We start from the raw sequence: 19,768 nt of genomic DNA on the forward strand, positions 1-19,768 counted from the left end.
CTGGAACAATACTCATTATTCATCCATCAATAACCTAACAGAATGGCAGGCGCAAGCTTGTCAATGGTTCACTTTTCGCAGGATGAGCCTCTCTCCTTGGAAACAGCGGCAGTACATCTTTTTGATCATAGATCTTCCTTTGCAGAAAATCTATGAACGCAGCGCAAGCTTGAGGAAGCTGATAGTTTCGCCTATAGCCTATACCAAGCTGCACGGGAACGGGCGGAGAGAGAGGTACGTTCCGAATCCGTTCATCCGAACTGGATGTCGTTCGCAGCAATATGCTTGCCCCCATCCCTTCGGCGACTAAAGAACAGAGCAAAGCGAACTGATTCGTCGTAAAAGCGATGTTCGGTGCGATCCCTGACTCTTTGCCGGCTTCTAAGAAAATGTTGCGCTGCAGCTCATCCTCCTTGAACAAAATCAATGGCTCCTCCAGCAATTTCTCCATCGTCACAGATCTTCTGCGGGAAAGGGGATGATCTTCAGCAACACAAGCAACCGCTTCGTCGGTCAGCAGCGGGACAACCATGAGCTCAGCATCTTCGTTCAAACCAAGCAGGATGCCGAAATCGACCTCTTTACACGCAATCAGATGGCGAATATGGTCGGTCCCTTCTTCGATAACCGTTACAGCGAGCTTGGGATGCAGTTTTTTGAATTCCTTCAACAAAGGAGCAAATGAGCTGCTCCCGATGATGGAAGGAAGCCCTATCCGAATCTCCCCGCGCTCAAGTCTGCGCAATTCCTCCATCTCCCGCCGAGCTTCGTCCAATTGGCCTAGAATCGACTGAGCGTAAGCGAGCAGCACATTCCCTTCTGAAGTCAGCACAACACTTTTGTCCGACCTATCAAACAACTTCAGCTGCAGCTCCTCCTCCAGCTTTTGAATCGCTTTACTTATGGCAGGCTGAGCCACCAGCAGCTTCTCCGCCGCCTTCGTGAAGCTGCATGATGCAGCAACCTCTACGAAGTATTGCAGTTTCCGACTATCCATTGTTACACTCCTCCCCTAGACGAAAAAAGACATAACACAGCCGTGAACAAACGGCAAATGTTATGTCTTCAGTTTTCCGATCGACATACCAACTATCCCCATATAATTACTATGTTAAAGAGCGTATCACCCTTCAGGTGTATAGTCAATCACGAGTAAGATCGGATGCTATTCGATTTTTAAATTGGGAATCGAGTTGCCCAAAATGTTGATTGGATCGAGGTCCACCCCTTTAACCCGTCCGTTATGCGCCGACAAAATTTTCAGATAAGACAGCAACAGCACAGGCGGATCTTCCTTGAGCTCTTTGTAAAGCGAATGATAAAGCTCCGTTCTTTTGCCCATATCCAGAACGCCCGTCGACTGGTCGATCAATTGATCCACCTTTGGATTGGCATAGCCACTGATGTTGTATTTCGAATGATAGCTTTTTACTCCGTCATACGGATCGGATAAATTCGTCGTTGTGAACGATGCGAGATCGAAGTCCCCTTTCTTCCGCTTGGCCAGCAACGCGTTGAAATCCAAAATCTCCGATTCCACACCGATGCCAATATCCTTCAAGTTTTCTTTAGCCAGCGGAATGAGCACATCATCGATATTGTAGCCTTTGCGGCCCAAATATTGCAGCACGAGCTTTTGTCCGTCTTTCTCCCGAATACCGTTGGCGCCCACTTTCCAGCCAGCCTCGTCAAGCAGTTGCTTAGCCTTTTGCGGATCAAACGGATACGCGGTCACGTCTTTCGTATACGCCCACGAGCTCGGAGAAACTGGAACATTGGCTACAGAACCGAAACCTTGGTACAAAATGTCAGTGAACTTTTGCCGGTCCAGTCCGTAATATAACGCCTGACGAACGCGCTTGTCTTTAAAATACGGCTTATTTGAATTGAAATCGAGATAGACATAAGAAGTTGCCGTAAAAATGTTAATATTAGCAAATCCAAGCGATTTCAGCTGCTCATAGTTATCGCGGTTGGCCGTGAATCGGTCAAAATCGGTTTCGCCAACTTTTAATAATTGAAAATTTGTACTGCCATCCGTGACCTTGAATATGAAATTTTCCACAGCCGGCTTGCCGTTAAAGTAATAAGAATTCGCTGTGAGCCGTACCTCCTGGCCCTTTACATATTTACTGAATTTATAGGGTCCGGCGCCTAGAGGCTGTGAATGCAATGTTTTAATCTCATCCAAATTCCCTTGCTTGTAGCCTTTGCCGTAGTAGGCCTTGGACAGCACCTTACCGCCAATCAGCGGCAGTGATAGCGTACTCACCTTATCCGTCGTCACTTGAATGGTTTGCGGATCAATCACTTTGATCCCTTCTACCGAGGAAGCTTTCCCCTCTTTGTACGCCTTGCCACCCACAATATTCGCTTGCGTAATATCCGTATTACCATCATAAACGGGATCGTGCAGCAGCGTCAGCGTAAAAGCTACATCTTCGGCCGTTAACGGAGTACCGTCGCTGAATTTCAAATCCTGGCGCAGCCGGAATGTATAGGTCAATTGATCCTGAGAGACCTCCCATTTCTCAGCTAACTCGGGAATCGCTTTGCCCGCACCGTCTTTGCCGACCAATTGACCGAAAATGACGTTCGTGACGTTGCCATCCCAGCCGTTTTGCGAAAAATACGGATTGAAAACACCCTCCATCGACAGCGTCCCCGATACGAATGTGTTGATCCGTTTCTTGGAGGTTTCCGGATTTTTTGAAAGATCCGTCGCTTTCAGCAGACCATCTTTAATATCACTTGCATTTGACTGTTCGGCTGCTGGTGGAGTCTGGCCCGCTTGATTGGCCGTAGAGGTAGCCGCTGGATTGCTTCCGCATGCTGACACCAACGTTGTTGTAATGAGACTCAATAATATGAGCGTAACCCACTTTTTTCTCTTCATCTTCTATTCCTTTCTTTAACTCAGAATGTTGTTAGACCCGGATACGTCAAGACGATGTCCACCGTACTCTCACCTTCTACGGCGACATTTTCGCGAACCACGATATGCCAGTGTACATCAGGTATGGTCTCTCGCAATAGGACTAACTCTTCCTGATTCAGCCTCAACTGTTCCACACCGTATTCACTGTTGCTGAAGTCTTTGTCCTCTACCAGTCCAAACCTGTATTTCAAATACGTCTTTAATCCCCGGATCGTAATAAATGTAAAGGAATAGCCGTGCAGGATGGCTTCCTCGCATTCCTCCCTCCGGGAAGAGGCATACTCGAACAAGCTGTCCCACGTCCAGTCGTCGAGAACCGTATTCTTCAGTCTATTGAAGTCGCCTGATCTTAATATTTCCGTCAATTCCGTACCGGAAATCCCGTATGCTCGGGCAGCTTCAATACGAACGCCTATTGGCTGAGGAACTTTTACTTTCGGCATCGTCCTGCCTCCTTCTCCATTAGATCAAATGACAAGCAGCATAATGACCGCCGCCTACATCTCGAAACATTGGCTTCTGCTCTCGGCAAACGGCTTCAACCCATGGACATCTCGTATGAAACTTGCAGCCGGAGGGAGGATGGGCCGGGCTTGGAATATCTCCCTTCAACACAATCCTCTCCCTCACCGCAGTCGGGTCTGGGATCGGCACTGCGGAGAGCAGCGCCTTTGTGTACGGATGCTGGGGATGACTGAACAATTCATCACGGGGAGCAAGCTCAACCAGCGAGCCTAGATACAGAACTCCGATCGTCGTGCATAAGTGCTCGACCACGCTCAAATCGTGCGAGATGAGCAAATAAGTGAAGCCACGGCTCTTTTCAGGTCGCTGAGCAAATTGATGATTTGCGCTTGAATCGACACGTCGAGCGCGGAAACCGGTTCATCGGCTACGATAAATTCGGAATTCAAAATGATAGCGCGAGCAATGCCGATCCTCTGCCGCTGGCCCCCGGAAAACTCATGCGGATACCTGTCGATATGATAGGAAGCCAATCCGCACAGGTTAAGCACCTCCAGCACCTTCTCCCTGATTTCCGCTTTGGAGGCAAGACCATGGTCGAGCAGCGCTTCTCCGATAGCATCTCCGATTCGGATGCGCGGGTTGAGCGAGCCGAACGGATCCTGAAACACCATCTGCATCCGCGGACGCAGGCTGCGAAGTTCGTTCCGAGATAAGGTGTATACGTCGATCCCATCGAACCGGACTTCGCCATCGGTCTTCTCACCGAGACGCAAAATTGTGCGTCCGATTGTGCTTTTGCCGCTGCCGGACTCACCCACAAGCCCGAAAGCTTCGCCTTTGCGAATCGTCAGGTCGATGCCATCAACTGCCTTCACGTCGCCTACCTTACGTCCCCATAACCCTTGAGTGATAGGAAAATATGTCTTAAGCCCTTTGACTTGCACCAACGCTTCGGACAATGTCGCTTCCCTCCTCATACAGCCAGCAGGCTACGGAATGATCTTTTTCGGTACTTCGATTTTCCGGTTCTCTCGAGCGGCAAATCTCCATCACATATTCGCATCTGTCGCTGAACCGGCAGTTGCTTTCGAGGCCGATTGGGCTCGGTACCTGTCCAGGGATGGCGTACAGTCTGCTCACTCGCTGCCCGAGTCTGGGTCTGGATTTCAGCAGCCCTTGCGTGTACGGATGCTGCGGATTCCGGAACAATGGCAGCACCGGCGCCTGTTCGATCACTTGGCCACCGTACATGACGATGACTTGATCGGCCATTTCCGCCACCACACCAAGATCGTGCGTAATGAGTAGAATCGACATCCCGGTTTCCACCTTGAGCATCCTCAACAAATCGAGGATTTGCGCCTGTATCGTTACGTCCAGCGCCGTCGTTGGCTCGTCGGCAATGAGCAGCTTGGGCCGGCAGCATAGGGCAATGGCGATCATGATCCGCTGTAGCATCCCCCCACTAAGTTCATGGGGGTAAGCATCCACGAGCTGCTCCGCTCTCGGGACGCCGACCTTACGAATCCACTCGACCGCTTCGGCGCGAGCTTCTTTTTTGCGAAGATGCAAATGTTCCATCAGCGGCTCCATGAGCTGTTCACCGATCGTGAGCACTGGATTAAGCGAGGACATTGGCTCTTGAAAGATCATCGCGATTTCATGCCCTCGCAGCCGGCGCACTGGCTTTCCGCCGTCCCGCAGCAAATTATCGCCTTCAAATATAATTTCACCGCCAACGATACGGCCGGGCGGCTGCTCGATCAGGCCCATCATGGAAAGCGCCGTTACGCTTTTGCCACAGCCGGATTCCCCGACCAATGCCACCGTTTCCCCTTCGCCGATGCGGAAACTCACACCATTGACGGATTTGACAATCCCCTGCTCCGTGTAAAAATAAGTATGCAGATCTTTAAATTCCGCTAATGTTCCGGGCAACGGATTCACCTACCTTTTTAGTTTCGGGTCCAAAACGTCCCGCAGCCCATCTCCGAGCAAGTTAATGGCAATGACCGTGAAGAAAATCGCCGTCCCCGGCGGAATCCACAGCCATGGCCGCGTTTGGAAATCGATGAGCGAATTGGCCGCAGCCATCATATTTCCCCAAGACGGCGTGGGTGGTACAACACCAAGCCCTAAATAGCTGAGCACCGTCTCGCTTAAAATGGCCCTGGCCACACTTAAGGTGGCAACGACGATAATGACCGGCACCGCATTCAACAGCAGATGCACGATTTTCCTGCGGTCGCGCAGCCCGAGCGATTCCGCAGCCAGCATAAAGGTTCTCTCCCTGAAAGATAAAATCTGACTGCGCACGAGCCTGGCGAGCGACGGCCAAGCCATGAAGCTAATCATGACCATGACCAGATATATCCGATATTCGGAAGGCACCTTGAGATCAGACAGAATGGCACCGATGATGATAAGAATCGGAATTTCCGGGACTGCCAGCAAAATATCTGCCGCACGCATAATGATGTTATCGACCGCTCCGCGATAGTAGCCTGCGAGAGCCCCGAGCAGCGACCCCAATACGACGGAGAGTACCATCGATACGACGCCAACAAGCAGCGATATGCGCCCAGCTTGCATCAGCCTCGTCAGCACATCCCGGCCGAGCTGGTCCGTTCCAAGCCAGTGCTCGACATTAGGCGGCTTGTTAATCAGCGATACAATCACCTTACCTTCCTTATAATCCGAGAACAAAGGGCCAATCACGCACAATAGCGTCATAAAGAGCAAAAAGGACAGTCCCGCCATAGCCAATTTTTTTCTGCCTAACCTTTTTCGGGCAGTTCCCCAAAGTGACGCGGCCCCTTTGCGGGATTCGTGATCTGCGGCGGTCTTATTTCCGGTCTGCACCGAGCTCCAGGTCTCAACTTGCATTCCCCCACCTCCCTATTTCATCCGTATTCGTGGATCCGCTGTGGCGTATAGCCAATCGGCAAGTAAATTGCCGAGCACTGTTATAATGGCCAGAAACATTGTAAAACCCATAAGCAGCGTATAATCCCGGTTAGTGATCGCCTCCATATGGATGTAGCCTACTCCCGGCCAAGTGAACACCTTTTCGGTTATAATAGCCCCGGAAAACAATCCCGGCAGTTCGAGTCCCAGCAGCGTAATTGCCGGAAGCAGAGCATTGCGCAGCGCATGCTTGAACACTACGACCCGCTCCTTCAATCCCTTCGCTCTTGCCGTACGAACAAAATCCTGCTTGATGACGTCGATCATATTGGTCCGAAAATGCCGGGTAAGCGATCCAACGCTAAGCAGCGTCATGACGGTTGCCGGTAATAGCATATGGTTCAGCACCTCCCATGCGTAAGCCCACCCCGTAGCCTCACTTCCGGTATTCAGCATGCCTCCTATAGGCAGCCACCCCAAATCGACGGCGAAAAACTTCACCATCAGCAAACCGAGGAAAAACGACGGAAACGACATCAGCGCAAAAACACCGAAGGTGACGAGCGAATCGTACCAGGTGTACATTTTGACAGCCGATATGACACCCGCCAAAAGTGCGATGACCCAGGTCATGATGAGGGAGGCGCCGGCTATGAGAAACGAGTTCCATATATATTCTCCGAGCACTTTCATCACAGGCTGCTGGTATTGCAGCGAGTAACCGAAATCACCTCTCAGCGCATTCCCCAGCCAGATGAAATAACGCTCCAGCAGAGGCTTATCGAAACCGTAGAGCGCCTTAAGCTCCAAAGCCCGTTCCGGTGTCAGGTTTATGTCTGAGTCGATGAAATCCCCCGGCGCCAGGGCAAAGATAAAGAAAATAACCAACGAGGCGCCGACAAGTGTTGGAATAAGGTGCAGCACCCGCTTCATCATATATGCCCTCATACTCGCTTGTCCTCCCCTCCATTGTCTTTCTTACTTTTCCAACTTGTTTAATCGGATTTTAACATGCCATGGACAATTGATTAAATACGAAAAAATGATCGAACGATAACTTCAAGGAATAGCTCACAAACTACAAAATAAAAAAAGCCCTTACCATAAAGGTTCAGGCCGACATCATCATCTAATTCCTATTAAACTAAAATCGTTATCCGATCCAAAATCTATTTTTTCGCACTTACCCACGCATCCAACTGCTTTTGCTTTTCCTGTATAATTTTATCGATGCCCGCTGATTTAAGTTTAGCATTATAGTCAGGAAGCGCCTTATCCGGGTCGAGTGTTCCTGTTTCAAGACCTTTTTGATATTGATTGACTACGTTCGTGACGGCTGTTATTTCCGTTTTCACAGATTCGGTATTAAAGTTAAAGCCAAGTGCCTTCGATTTCTTAGCGCTTTTATTGAACTCATCCATCTTTTTCCAAATATCCGGATCATCGCCTTTAAACACATAGGAGAGAAATTGATTGCCGAAAATCCAGCTTAACCCTAAGTAATAACCACTGTTTTTGGCATCAATACCGGGTGGGAAGTCGATCATATTGTCAGAAACTTTCACATAATGTTTGCCTTCAATACCCCAGTCAAGCAAATTAATTAAGTCTTTATCCGTATACAATAAATTTAACAGCATCATAGCACGCTCTGGATACGCTGAATTCTGCGGAATTCCCCACATCAGATTCGTAATCGTTCCTGTCGTCGCAACGGGATCGAGCAGCTGTACAGTCACCATTTGATAAGTCGATGCTCTGGATTCCTGAGCATCATAGCCGGGTTTCATCCCGGCCAAATACCCGAATAGTTTTCCGGATTTAACCAAGTCACTCGTTGATGTTTGGCTCGTAGCCGCATCCTTTATCACATAACCGGCTTGGTACCAACTTCTGAATCTCTTGATAAGTGCAGCATATTCCGGTGATTCTTGATAATTAACAACTTTCATATTATTGTCATAGCCAGGCAGAACACCAAAGCCATCAACTAATGGGTCTTCTGGTTTATATACTTTTAGAAACGTACTGCCGGTACCGCCTGAAGCAATCGGAGTTAATTCCGGCTCTTTTTCTTTTACAATCTTCAGAACTGCTTCCACATCGTCTAAAGTCTTGATTTTGCTGATGTCGATATTGTATTTGTCGACAATGTCCTTCCTCATGACAAATCCGTAGTTTTTAGCCAAATCCCGAATGCTCGCAACACCATAGATCTTCCCATCCATTTTTGGCGCGTTCAGATAGGCGGGATCCAAAGCAGCGGAAATTCCTTTTCCATATTGTGCAAGCAAATCGTCCAAAGGCTTTAATTGGCCTTTAGCCACAAGCGAAGAATAAACGCTCCCGCCGCCATTGATTGTCATAAGATCAAGCTTATCGTTACTGCTCATCATCAGATTCGTTTGCTGAACCCAATTCCCGGAGTTAATAGGTAGCAGTTTGACCGTAGCGTTTATTTTCGCTTTGGTAATCTTGTTTACTTCTGCCTCAACAAGATTCATATCTTTCGGCATCGCGCCGTAAATAGGAAACGCCATTGTAAGCTCGGCAGGTGCTTTCGTATCGCCTTTACCTGATGAAGTTGTGTTTGAAGGCGCCGTCGTAGCGGTGGAAGCAACTTCCTGATTGCTCGGGTTCTTTCCACATGCCGTTAGGAAAAGCATTGATACCATGATCATCGCCAAAAACATAATCATCATTTTAGTCCGTTTGTTCATGCTCTAACCCCTTTTTTTGAAGTTTATGGCTGTTACTAGTTGTAATAATAAACTAAGGGATCCCAAGCCTGCTAACAGTTTGATGACATTTTCATTACCGCCTTCATGACTTTTTCCGGCTTATTAACCATGCTGCTGACGATAATCATTAGGATTCAAGTTCGTCACTTTTTTGAACATTTTGGAAAAATGGGAGAAATTCGAATAGCCCACAGAGAACGCGATACTACCGATTGACATGTTGCTTTTGCACAGTAACTGCTTGGCCAAATTTACTCTTTCTTGCAGCAAATAATCCGATATCGACATCCCTGTCTCTTTCTTAAAAAAACGAGATAAGTAATCCGGATGCAAATAGACATGCTCAGCCAAATCTTCACGGGATAACTCCGCTTGATCCAAATGAACGGCAATATACTGTTTAACAGATGCAATAACCGAAGTTCCTTGTTCCACTGCCTCCGCTTGATCCATCGCTTTCACAACGGTATGCCGAATCCAAGCTAAAAGGTCTGTTACCGAACGGGTGGCCTTGCCGGACAGAGACAAAGAGATCTCATCACAAAATAATTGATGAGCCTGAATGCCTTTCAAATTTAGTACGAAGTACGTCATCTGAAGGAAATTCTCATAAAATTGACGCAGTAAATTGGCATTCAACTCTTCGGTTTGTACCAAATTCTCCAGAAATTCCGCCGCTTCTGCGACCACCTGCTCCTTCGTTCCCTTTTTTAGCATCGCCGACCAGACGGTCATGTCCGGTAACTGGATCTGTACAGAGGAGACAGCTTTCCTGTTTAACGGAAATACTTTGTTATTAAATGCCACATTATTTGTATCCAGCGCTATCAATTCCTGTACAATAGGCAAAACTTCGTGCAGATAACCATCAGTACCCAGATAACAGCATAAATCGCAGTAAAAGTAATGATTACAAGACTCAATATAATCTTCACAGCTGCGTATTAACTTCTCCATAAGCTCATCGGTATACGTTTCGAAATATAAAATGACGAGAATTTGCCCTCTATCGATGGGGATTATTTGCCCGCTCGTTACTTGCTGAACAATGAGCTCTTTCGCCGAATTTTTGAGCGCATATTCCAAATTTTTCTCATCGCGCATACTAAATTCTTGATGCCAGCGCTGCACGCTGATTAGAACAGGCAGAAAAGTCATCGTTTCGGAGTAAAGAAAATTCCGTTGCGTAGCAATTTCTCTTATTTCCTTTTCATGGGAGGGGATTGTTTGATCAAGTAAATCCTTCCAAAACCTTTCCTCGATCAAGTGATGATTTTGCGTCCATAGCAGATTTACACGATGAAGCTCGCTATGTCGGGATATCTTCTGCTTGGCATTCGTCAGCACCTCTTCCAGTCCATCCACAAGTGCCGGCTTAATCAAATAAGCCAAGCTTCCTAGTTGAATCGCTTGTTTGGCATATTTGAAATCCGCATGAGCAGTCAAGAAGATTACCTCTGTTTCCAGGTGGTTTTCTCTGACCCAAGCAAGCAGCTCCAAGCCGCTGCCCTGCGGCATTTCAATGTCACAAAATAGAATATCGATGCGATGCTCGGCAAAAATGGCTTTAGCTTGCCTGATGTTGTATGCCGTATAGAGTTCAGAGATTTCGTTTTTTGCTAAATCCAAATCGGATTTCACACCCTCGATCACATGCATTTCATCATCAACAATCAGTAAATGGTACATCGTCCGCACCTCCAGCTTTCATTTTCAAATGGATAGGTAGAGTGATTAAAATGGCCGCTCCACGAGGCAAACGGTTCGAGAAAGAGATTTGGGCCGATTGGGCATACAACAGGCGGAGTCTCCGTTGAATGTTCCATATTCCGAGATGTTCCCCTTGTTCGGTGACCAGGCTTTCCTCTTTTTGCAGTACATGCAGCACATCATCGGGGAATCCTGTGCCCGTATCTTGAATTGAAATAGTAATATAAGGAACATGATCCTGCTCGATTACATCAATATCGATTGAAATATGTATCGGTTCATCTAACGTAATCGCGTGCTTCACCGTGTTTTCAACAAAAGTTTGAATGACAAGAGGCGGCACATACGTATCAATTAAATATTCCGGTGCGTTAATTTGGCAAGTCAGGCTTTCTGGAAAACGAAGTTCCTGGATACGAAAATAATTTTGTGTATGTTCGAGTTCATCTTTTAACTTCACTAGACTGAGATTACTTCTGAGCATATATCTAAAATATTTCATTAAGGATAAGGACATTTCTTTAATCAATTCATAATTTTTCACTTTGGCTAAGTTGTATAATATATTTAACGAATTTAAAAAGAAATGAGGATTGATCTGCAGCTGTAAGCGCTGCAGCTCTTCATTTTGCTTGCTTAGCTGCTCCTCATAAACGTTTATCCGCAGTCCCTCGATTTGTGCGATCATATTGTTAAACGTCTCATTAACCAAGATAAATTCATCGGATGTTGGGAATGTTTCAATGCGAGCTTCCAGATAACCGCTTCGAATTCTTTTCATAGCAGCCATCAATCGGTTAAGCGGAAGCATGATCGTTCTTCGTAACAAACTCAGCCCTAACGGCAGTGAAAAAAGGCTTGCAAAAGTGATAAGGCCAACCATTTTTTGTAAGTAGGGCAATTTTTCTAAGATCTTCTCGTCGGGCACGAGTGCGATCAGATTGAAGTCCCCTTTGGATGACGGTTCTCCAACCACCAAGAAATTATGATAATTACCAGATAAATAATAATTCTCCATGACCGCTTTTAGCTGAACTTGATTTCGGTTTACAAGGTCAACGTTCGTCAAAGGTACTCCGTTTTGAGTTGCGAATAAAGCTCCGCCGTTCGTACCAAAATCAATGGTTTTGAACGGAACCATCAGATTCTCCACTTTGATCCAAGCTCCAAAATAAACATCCCCGGATTGGAAGATATACATTAAATAATAGGTATGGTTGATCTGCTCAACATTCCAATGTTTGGAGTTGATTTGCTTGGAATCCACGGTCATTTTAATGACGTTATTCATGGCCTCATCTTCTTCAATGGTGCCTCTATCTCTGGTGACTCGTAACATATCATCTCTTTTTGGAGCATACAGGAAAAAAGAATTGACAGATTTATACATGCTAATATCATTCGATAATTTATTGAACATCATAATCTTATTGAAATTATAATCATATTCCGATTTCGATAGTTGGTAAGCGATAAAATCGGAATCAGCAACTACCGTGTTATTAATATACTTTTCGCTGTCCTCCAAAGTTTTATCTACTTGATCCATGTATAGAATCATCATATTCTTATAGGAGTCCGCTACCTGATTTCGCACGACTTTGGTTGAATAAACACTGTAATAAATCAGTATCGTGATCAATGGTAACGTTAAAATCAATACCCCTAGCATCAATTTCATCTTTATTGAATTCAGGGAATGCTTCCATTTTGACTTTGATGCCTTCATCTAACACCTGCCCTAACACCTTTTGGTTTCTACATTTTAGTATCCTTATTATAGTACATGAATAAGAAAAGGAAGCCCATTTAATAAGCCCTTTCGAGCTAATTAAATGGACCTGATATGATTTTTGAAAATGGACTACCCTTTCACGGCTCCGATCGTTATCCCTTTGACAAAATATTTCTGGAAGAACGGGTAGGCGATCAGAATCGGGATTATGCCGATGACCGCAATAGCCATTTTTACGGTAGAGCTGGGAAGTGATTGCGCTGCTGTGCTGGAGCCAGAATTGAATTCACTGCTTGCCAAATACTGCGCATCCTGTAAAATGCGGTTCAGAAGATTTTGAATGCTGTAATAACGCGGGTCTGTTATATAAATCATTCCATTCATCCAATCATTCCAGTAGGTAATCGTTTGGAAAAGCCCCACGGTTGCGAGAATTGGCATTGAAAGTGGAAGAACAATCGATCCGAACGTTCTGACCTCTCCCGCTCCATCTATATTGGCTGATTCAATCACGGCCATCGGAATTGAGGTTTGGAAATAGGTCCGCATCAGCATGACGTTAAATCCATTCATTAAAAGGCCGGGGATAATCAGCGCCCAAATCGTGTTCTTGATATCCAGCATCTGCGAATAGATCAGATAGGACGGTACCAATCCCCCATTAAATAACAGAGTGAAGAAAACGACGAAAGCTAACACGTTACGAAGAGGGTAATCTCTCCGTGAAATAGGATATGCCAATAACGAAGTGAACACAAGGCTCGCTGTCGTCCCTACCACAGTAATCAGCACCGTGATGCCATATGCTCGAAAAATGTCTGCGCCTTCTTCTAAAATATATCGGTAGGCAAGCATGCTGAATTGAGACGGGAGAAAGGAATACCCGTTTCGAATAATCTCTTTCTCATCGGTAATGGATGAAAGAAACAAGAGAAGAAATGGAACCACGCACGCCAGGGAGAACAAAATCATGAGGATATGCCCCAACCACTGAAGCGTTTTACTTTCATTTTTCATAGATGTCACCTCGCTAGAACAATGCGTTATCTTTGTTGAATTTACCAACCAAATAGTTGGTTATAAGGACGAGAGCAAAGCCGACCACCGATTGATACAAACCAGCTGCCGCCGACATTCCGATATCCCCTAGTTCCTTTAATCCTCGATATACGTAGGTATCGATGACGTTGGTTGTCGAGTAAATGGCGCCGGAGTTCATCGTCACCTGATAGAACAGACCGAAGTCGGAATGAAATATTTTTCCGATGCTTAGCAGAACCAACATCGTTATCGTAGGACTCAACAACGGGAACGTAATATGACGGATCTGCTGCCATTTGCTAGCCCCATCCAATTTCGCTGCCTCATAATATTCTTCGTCAATTCCGATGATAGCGGCAAAATAAACAATACTGCTGTAACCCAGGCCTTTCCATACATGGATCAAGGTTAGAATGACCGGCCAATACTTCGACTCCTGATACCAGTCAATCTCCCGCATACCCAAGAAAGGAAGTACTGTTTTGTTGAGAAAACCCGTTTCCAAGCTTAGACCTGCATAAGCTAAGTAACTGACGATGACCATAGAAATGAGAAACGGTAACAAAATAATGCTCTGGTACAGCCTTGAGAGGAATCGATTCTTGATTTCATTTAAAAGGATCGCTACTCCTATAGAAAGCAAGGTCCCTATTATAATAAACACTACATTATAGAGAATCGTATTTCTCGTAATTTCGTAAGCATCCGAAGTCTTAAATAAATATTCAAAATTTTTAAGACCAATCCAATCACTACCCCATATCCCTTTGGCATAGTTGATATTTTTAAAAGCAATAATGATACCGAACATGGGTAGGTAGTTATTGAGCGCCAGGTAAAGCAACCCAGGAACCGTCATTACTGTTAGCGGGATATACTTTTTAAAAACTCTCTTTCGTATTTTTGCTGCCTCTGCCAAGTAGTTCCCCTCTTTCTGCGTTTCTTTGGTCCTATCATACAATAGCGTCGAAATCGCCACTAACAGTATGCTGACTTTTTTGTTATCGTTCTGCTGACTTTTTTAAAAGAATACGAGAAGAGTTTTTCTTAAAAAATGAGAAAAAGCCGCGATTTGCGCGGCTTTTAATGAGAACATGTTTTTGTCTAATAAGCATCCGAAGGATTTCATTCTTCTTATTTTTCGTCTATACTCCAGCTCTTTTGCAGTTTCCTAATATAGCAAATTTGACCAATGTGATAGGCATTATGAGTTGATACATTTCCAAGTATCTCCCACCACTTGGCAGCCACCGGAAATCCGATTACATCACTTTCGACTTTTTCTTCAGTAAGTAGAGCTTGCCATTTTAAAAGCACATCTAATAATTGATCTTTTAAATCAGTGAACTTTTTGTCTTTAGGAACTATAAAACTTTTATTATTATCTCCTATGGAAGGCACGGCATTGACATCAGATTTTTGGTATCTGGCTTGCCATGTTTCATTCCAATAAAGTAAATGCTGCACAATTTCAGCGATACTATTGCTATCTTCACTAGGCTTCCAAAAAGCTACTTCCTCCGACAAATTGTCAACTGCAGCTGAAAATGGTAGGTACCAACTAGGGTCATTAGCATTTGCTAATAACTGATCGGATAACATATCTTTTACATGAAACATACTTTTCACTCTCCTTCTTGACTAGTTCTCCCAAACCTTTTTCTGTTCCGTTATCACCGATTATTTTCTTTAAATAACAATGCTTTCATTGCAAAACGAGGCAAAATTAATTGTCTTCGCCATCTGGATGGTTGATTTAATAATCGATAAAGCCATTCTACATTTAACTTCTGCCATATAACTGGTGCTCTTTTTACTGTCCCAGCAATGATATCAAGACTTCCTCCAACGCCAATAGCAACTCTAACATTTAATTCGTTTTTAAATTTATGTATCCAAAATTCAGCTTTTGGGGCTCCAAGTGCAACCACTAGAACATCGGGACTCAAGGTCGCAATCTCATTTACAATTTGTGCCTCATCCTTCTGATCAAAAAAGCCATGCTGTCTACCCAAAACGGATACATTTGGGTATTTCTTACTTATTACTTCCGCTGCCATTTTACTTGTTATCTCATTGGCGCCCAGAAGATAAAATGACCATTTTTTTCGGTTCCCCATCTCTAATAAATTAAATAAAAGATCACATCCTGTAACACGTTCGGGAAGTGGATTCCCCTTTAAACGAGAGACCATGACAATCCCTGCACCGTCCGCAGTTAGGTGACCCGCCTCATCAATTATGGTATGGAGCAGCAAATCATGTTGACAAGACATAGTGATTTCTGGATTTAGCGTTACCACATGAAACAGTTCCGCTTTATTTTCCGTTATTACTTGGTCAATGATATGGACTGTATCTTCCATTGTTATTTTGGGTACTGGAATCCCCATTATTTGTGAACAGTTCTCCATAGAATCCACCTTAGGCTTTTAGCCACATTTTATCATAAAGGATTACTCCAAACTATCCTACTCTTCGTATTCAAGGATAACTCTTAACTGCCTTACCTTTGGAAGAATAAACCACGCTCTACTATTTTGGGAACGGCAACTGATTGTCAAGTAAGCTACCTAAATGTCTTCATTCCGCTGTCTTGACCACTGTTCAGGTAGATTAAACTAATACCACTACTAAAACAGACCCAACGATCTCTCGTCGGGTCTGTTTTTATGACGGCACATGTCTTAAACTGTACCTGAGGAATCCGGTACGTCCGGACCATCGACGACATCGATCACACCGATAGCCAGAATGCTGATAGCAGCTGCTTTTCCCAGCTTTTTCACGCCGTCTTTCAACCGTGCTTTATCGCTGTCCTTAAAGCCTGTCACGACATCTTTTCCGCTCTCAACCACATACTCGATGCCATGGACAACTCCTTTTGCCGTCGTAATGGCTGTTTGTTCAAGTTCATGGAGTCCAGCTTTCGATTGCTGCTTATCTGCGGTAATTAGGCCTGCGCTTAAATTCCATACACCGCTCGCTGCATGGCCCGCGATTTCGCCAGTTTTGGCCGTTACCTGTTCTATATCATTGCCGATTTCCTTTATATAATCACTGCGAACAAGCTCTCCTGCCACTCGAACAGTTCCTCCAAGCACTTTACCTGTCACATCGCCTGCCAACTTACCTAAATCCTTCAGAAAATCCATCTCAAGCACCTCCGTACATCAGTATATGCTGTATTACGATTGTCGAAACACTTGGTTGCAATTTATGAAGGAACGGTAGGCGTTCTTGGATTCAAATTTTTAGCCTTCGACAGACTATTAATTTCTTTGTTGACTTAAACCATAGTTTAAGTCGTATCATATTCCTGTCGACATGAAATATAAAATTTGGAGGCCTCCAGATGAAGTATTATTCAATAAGCGAAGTTTCAGACAGACTCGATATTCCGGAATCAACGATACGTTATTATGAAAAAAAAGGATTATTACCACAAGTTGAGCGTGATGAAGCAGGGAGGCGGTTATTTTCAGAAGATCAAATTACTTTCCTTCGAATCATTATTTATCTAAAAAACACGCATATGCCAATAAGTGTAATTAAACAATATGTTGATTGGGTAGTAGAAGGAGAGAGTACTACTGAATTGCGACTTGAGATGATGAAGAATCACAAAAAAAATGTACTAGCTGAAATTTCGCTAATGCAAGAAGCATTAAAAGGAATTGATGTAAAAATCACACGTTATACAAAGTATACGCAGGAAAGAAAAGAAGCAAGAGAAGATGAAACCATATTGGAAAAGAGGAAATAGAATGAAACTTTCAGGAAATACAATACTTATTACAGGCGGAAGTACTGGAATAGGTTTAGCTTTTGCAGAGCGCTTTATCGAGGCAGGAAATATAGTCATTGTTTGTGGACGACGTAAAGATGTACTCCAACATGCAAAAGAAAAATCCCCTAACCTTATTACTCGTGTAAGTAATTTGGATATTGAATTCGAGCGTGTAGCATTGTTTGATTGGGTAACAGCAAACTATCCAGAAGTGAATGTGTTAGTTAACAATGCAGGGATCCAACAACGCTTTAATGTGTTAAAAGGGGATGCGAAGAACAATTGGAATTATTTCAGTAAAGAAATCACAACCAACCTTGAAGCACCTTTGCATCTCTCTATGATGTTCGCCCCATTTTTTGCAACAAAAAAAGAGGCGACTATCATCAACGTGACATCTGGATTAGCTTTTACACCGTTTGCAATTGCCCCCATTTATTCAGCTTCAAAAGCGGCGCTTCATTCATTTACAATGAGTCTACGACACCAACTTTCTGAAACGTCTGTAGAAGTAATTGAAATTGCTCCTCCGGCAGTGAATACAAATTTAGGTGGAGCGGGGGGGCATACCCAAGGAGAACCATTAGATGCCTTCGTAGATGGAATTTTCAAAACATTAGAAGAAGGTAAAAAGGAAATTGGATATGGTACTTCTGTGAATCGCTTACGCATGACGCGAGATGAAGTAGATGTATACGTGGAAAATCTGTATAAGGCCACGAAAAACCTAATTGAATAATTGCGCTTGCTGGATTTTAACAGTGAGTTTCATCTACTAAATTCAGCAAAGTCCAATGGAAGACGTATATAAAAGATACCGTATCTACCCGTCACTTGAATAAAATAAGGGACAGTTGCCGGCCTCGGCGATCTGTCCCTTCCTAAATTCCGCTCCCCACTCATTCGTCCAAGGAACAAGATAAACTTTGCCTTTCGGTAGACAAAAATTTCATGAAGGCCATCGATCAAATCGGCAGCCTCTCCTGGTGTTGTCTCGAGATAGCTTAACCTGGTGCCTTACTATTGAACGCCTGCAATTCCTAAGGTGCTCTTAATTACTTTTTTATAATTTTCCCATTCAAAATAAAAAGGACCGATATTAATTTTTTTCATATCAGGATCAAGGAAAAAGTGATCAGCTCAAAATCAGTGCGACATGAGGGCTTTGTTTCTAAGGTGTTCATTTTCTCCATAGTTACTCCCTATATTTCAATATGCATAGCTACCACTAGTTCTGCTCAACTATCGTGTCCCCGTTATCGTAATCACTTCTTTTGAAAGGTTATATTATCTTTTATAGCTTGACCGCTCATATGGTTTTTGTGCAGCATTATTACTTCAGTCTCTGTTGATTTTATTGAACAAACAGGTATAAATATTGAATACATCTTTAATGATTTTGGAAAAGAAGCCTTATTGGTATAATCTTGTTGAGAAACTCAATAAGCATCCCTAAGTTGTTTTTATGTTCACCCCAAGCCACTTGATAGTTGAGCTTGTAATTTAAGCATCCAAGAAGTATGAGCGAAATGAACAAGATTGTAAGATTAATCCATTTGTTTGGTAAAGGTCGTATGTATATTCCCCATAGCTTCAAATTTTCTTCCGGAGTATTCTCTAGCATTTTCAGGATTCTGTCTCAAGAATTGTCGGATTAGAATATTGTTGTTCCATTGCTCGCCGTTCCATTCTACGATGACAAGATTGAATGCCTTTTATATTCGCAATTGAAAACGATTGAGAATCAAAATTATCTCTCCAACTTGGAATTTATCATTTTGACTTTCATAATAGCATTTAAATGTATATTACATTATCAATTGTTTTTTACTTTGTATTATGCTCATTTTGTTCGCTCTACAGAATACAGAAAAAATTCCATATCTATATTCCTAAAATTCTTAGTATCTTTATCAATAATATTCATACCGTTTCGAACAGCAACTTTTTGAGAGGCTATATTTGTGTCCCTAATAATAGAATAAACCCTATTTGCATTAAGAACTGAGAACGCGTATTCCTTACAAGCAATTGCCGCTTCTGTTGCGTAACCTTTGTGCCAATACGCTTTTTGAAACAAAAATCCTATTTCCAAAATTTCTTTTTCTCTCCAGCCTTGCATTGTCAAGCCACATTGACCAATCATTTTGTTTGTTTCTTTTAATACAACAGCCCAAAGTCCAAAACCATACTCTTCATATCTTTTAAGATGTCTGTTTAGCCAATTTTGTGCTTCTTCTAAGTTGAATGCACTTTCATAAGCAGCACGCATTACTTCCTCATCACACAATATTCCGCACAATGCATCATAATCGAACTGCACCATTTCTCTAATTATAAGACGTTTTGTTTCTATCAAGAATCTCCCACCTTTCTATTATATCAATAACCGTTCAAAAATTCCTTTCTTCTCGTTGTTCTATGAGTAAAAATGACCC

The 19,768-nt window shown here is 43.8% G+C and carries 17 protein-coding genes and 1 pseudogene; 2 read left to right on the forward strand and 16 right to left on the reverse strand.

The window, feature by feature from the left end; genetic code table 11:
* Positions 1-34: 34 nt before the first annotated feature.
* From ACUN27_RS25735 to ACUN27_RS25805, 15 genes and pseudogenes are all read right to left on the reverse strand, one after another.
* A complete protein-coding gene (locus ACUN27_RS25735) occupies positions 35-997 on the reverse strand; it encodes a LysR family transcriptional regulator (protein WP_326060964.1) in 963 nt (320 codons plus the stop codon).
* Between the two features lie 168 nt (positions 998-1,165).
* The gene (locus ACUN27_RS25740) at positions 1,166-2,896 is read right to left on the reverse strand and encodes an ABC transporter substrate-binding protein (RefSeq protein WP_326060963.1); all 1,731 of its coding nucleotides are present in this window, start codon (positions 2,894-2,896) and stop codon (positions 1,166-1,168) included.
* A 20-nt stretch (positions 2,897-2,916) separates the two neighbouring features.
* The gene (locus tag ACUN27_RS25745; protein ID WP_326060962.1) at positions 2,917-3,381 is read right to left on the reverse strand and encodes a hypothetical protein; all 465 of its coding nucleotides are present in this window, start codon (positions 3,379-3,381) and stop codon (positions 2,917-2,919) included.
* Between the two features lie 19 nt (positions 3,382-3,400).
* Positions 3,401-4,365: pseudogene (locus ACUN27_RS25750) on the reverse strand (ABC transporter ATP-binding protein).
* Positions 4,331-5,344 carry an ABC transporter ATP-binding protein gene (locus tag ACUN27_RS25755; RefSeq protein WP_326060960.1) on the reverse strand — a complete coding sequence of 338 codons (1,014 nt, stop codon included), beginning with the start codon at positions 5,342-5,344 and terminating at the stop codon, positions 4,331-4,333. Before ACUN27_RS25755 ends, ACUN27_RS25750 begins: the two are co-directional and overlap by 35 nt.
* A gap of 9 nt (positions 5,345-5,353) precedes the next feature.
* Positions 5,354-6,292, reverse strand: coding sequence for an oligopeptide ABC transporter permease (gene opp4C, locus ACUN27_RS25760; protein WP_326060959.1), 939 nt, complete (start codon positions 6,290-6,292; stop codon positions 5,354-5,356).
* 12 nt (positions 6,293-6,304) lie between these two features.
* The gene (locus ACUN27_RS25765) at positions 6,305-7,261 is read right to left on the reverse strand and encodes an ABC transporter permease (protein WP_315954624.1); all 957 of its coding nucleotides are present in this window, start codon (positions 7,259-7,261) and stop codon (positions 6,305-6,307) included.
* Between the two features lie 221 nt (positions 7,262-7,482).
* On the reverse strand, positions 7,483-9,033 hold the full coding sequence (locus ACUN27_RS25770) for an ABC transporter substrate-binding protein (RefSeq protein ID WP_326060958.1): 1,551 nt from the start codon (positions 9,031-9,033) through the stop codon (positions 7,483-7,485).
* A gap of 123 nt (positions 9,034-9,156) precedes the next feature.
* Positions 9,157-10,743, reverse strand: coding sequence for a response regulator transcription factor (locus tag ACUN27_RS25775; protein WP_445559758.1), 1,587 nt, complete (start codon positions 10,741-10,743; stop codon positions 9,157-9,159).
* Positions 10,721-12,445 (reverse strand): sensor histidine kinase, encoded by a 1,725-nt coding sequence (locus ACUN27_RS25780; RefSeq protein ID WP_445559759.1) that lies wholly within the window; start codon positions 12,443-12,445, stop codon positions 10,721-10,723. Before ACUN27_RS25780 ends, ACUN27_RS25775 begins: the two co-directional genes overlap by 23 nt.
* A gap of 183 nt (positions 12,446-12,628) precedes the next feature.
* Complete coding sequence (locus ACUN27_RS25785; RefSeq protein ID WP_315954628.1) at positions 12,629-13,516, reverse strand: carbohydrate ABC transporter permease; 888 nt, start codon at positions 13,514-13,516, stop codon at positions 12,629-12,631.
* A 13-nt stretch (positions 13,517-13,529) separates the two neighbouring features.
* Complete coding sequence (locus ACUN27_RS25790; protein WP_418936901.1) at positions 13,530-14,399, reverse strand: ABC transporter permease; 870 nt, start codon at positions 14,397-14,399, stop codon at positions 13,530-13,532.
* Between the two features lie 275 nt (positions 14,400-14,674).
* Positions 14,675-15,160 carry a DinB family protein gene (locus ACUN27_RS25795; RefSeq protein WP_315954630.1) on the reverse strand — a complete coding sequence of 162 codons (486 nt, stop codon included), beginning with the start codon at positions 15,158-15,160 and terminating at the stop codon, positions 14,675-14,677.
* A gap of 53 nt (positions 15,161-15,213) precedes the next feature.
* Complete coding sequence (locus ACUN27_RS25800; protein ID WP_445559760.1) at positions 15,214-15,933, reverse strand: WecB/TagA/CpsF family glycosyltransferase; 720 nt, start codon at positions 15,931-15,933, stop codon at positions 15,214-15,216.
* 294 nt (positions 15,934-16,227) lie between these two features.
* Positions 16,228-16,695 carry a hypothetical protein gene (locus ACUN27_RS25805; protein WP_127448935.1) on the reverse strand — a complete coding sequence of 156 codons (468 nt, stop codon included), beginning with the start codon at positions 16,693-16,695 and terminating at the stop codon, positions 16,228-16,230.
* A 200-nt stretch (positions 16,696-16,895) separates the two neighbouring features.
* On the opposite strand from ACUN27_RS25805, the gene ACUN27_RS25810 reads away from it, so the two are divergent.
* Both ACUN27_RS25810 and ACUN27_RS25815 read left to right on the forward strand, forming a co-directional pair.
* Positions 16,896-17,306 carry a MerR family transcriptional regulator gene (locus ACUN27_RS25810; protein WP_315954632.1) on the forward strand — a complete coding sequence of 137 codons (411 nt, stop codon included), beginning with the start codon at positions 16,896-16,898 and terminating at the stop codon, positions 17,304-17,306.
* A gap of 1 nt (position 17,307) precedes the next feature.
* Complete coding sequence (locus ACUN27_RS25815) at positions 17,308-18,069, forward strand: SDR family oxidoreductase (protein ID WP_445559761.1); 762 nt, start codon at positions 17,308-17,310, stop codon at positions 18,067-18,069.
* Positions 18,070-19,173: 1,104 nt separating this feature from the next.
* Here ACUN27_RS25815 and ACUN27_RS25820 read toward each other — a convergent pair.
* Complete coding sequence (locus ACUN27_RS25820; protein WP_315954634.1) at positions 19,174-19,689, reverse strand: GNAT family N-acetyltransferase; 516 nt, start codon at positions 19,687-19,689, stop codon at positions 19,174-19,176.
* Positions 19,690-19,768: the final 79 nt, after the last annotated feature.

Source organism: Paenibacillus sp. WC2504, from assembly GCF_052682475.1.

Coding starts and splice junctions, on each gene's coding strand:
- ACUN27_RS25800 (WP_445559760.1), bottom strand. CDS start 15,933: ATGGGGATTCCAGTACCCAAAATAACAATGGAAGATACAGTCCATATC.
- ACUN27_RS25805 (WP_127448935.1), bottom strand. CDS start 16,695: ATGGATTTTCTGAAGGATTTAGGTAAGTTGGCAGGCGATGTGACAGGT.
- opp4C (WP_326060959.1), bottom strand. CDS start 6,292: ATGCAAGTTGAGACCTGGAGCTCGGTGCAGACCGGAAATAAGACCGCC.
- ACUN27_RS25795 (WP_315954630.1), bottom strand. CDS start 15,160: ATGTTTCATGTAAAAGATATGTTATCCGATCAGTTATTAGCAAATGCT.
- ACUN27_RS25740 (WP_326060963.1), bottom strand. CDS start 2,896: ATGAAGAGAAAAAAGTGGGTTACGCTCATATTATTGAGTCTCATTACA.
- ACUN27_RS25735 (WP_326060964.1), bottom strand. CDS start 997: ATGGATAGTCGGAAACTGCAATACTTCGTAGAGGTTGCTGCATCATGC.
- ACUN27_RS25810 (WP_315954632.1), top strand. CDS start 16,896: ATGAAGTATTATTCAATAAGCGAAGTTTCAGACAGACTCGATATTCCG.
- ACUN27_RS25775 (WP_445559758.1), bottom strand. CDS start 10,743: ATGTACCATTTACTGATTGTTGATGATGAAATGCATGTGATCGAGGGT.
- ACUN27_RS25745 (WP_326060962.1), bottom strand. CDS start 3,381: ATGCCGAAAGTAAAAGTTCCTCAGCCAATAGGCGTTCGTATTGAAGCT.
- ACUN27_RS25765 (WP_315954624.1), bottom strand. CDS start 7,261: ATGAGGGCATATATGATGAAGCGGGTGCTGCACCTTATTCCAACACTT.
- ACUN27_RS25770 (WP_326060958.1), bottom strand. CDS start 9,033: ATGAACAAACGGACTAAAATGATGATTATGTTTTTGGCGATGATCATG.
- ACUN27_RS25815 (WP_445559761.1), top strand. CDS start 17,308: ATGAAACTTTCAGGAAATACAATACTTATTACAGGCGGAAGTACTGGA.
- ACUN27_RS25780 (WP_445559759.1), bottom strand. CDS start 12,445: ATGAAATTGATGCTAGGGGTATTGATTTTAACGTTACCATTGATCACG.
- ACUN27_RS25785 (WP_315954628.1), bottom strand. CDS start 13,516: ATGAAAAATGAAAGTAAAACGCTTCAGTGGTTGGGGCATATCCTCATG.
- ACUN27_RS25790 (WP_418936901.1), bottom strand. CDS start 14,399: ATGACGGTTCCTGGGTTGCTTTACCTGGCGCTCAATAACTACCTACCC.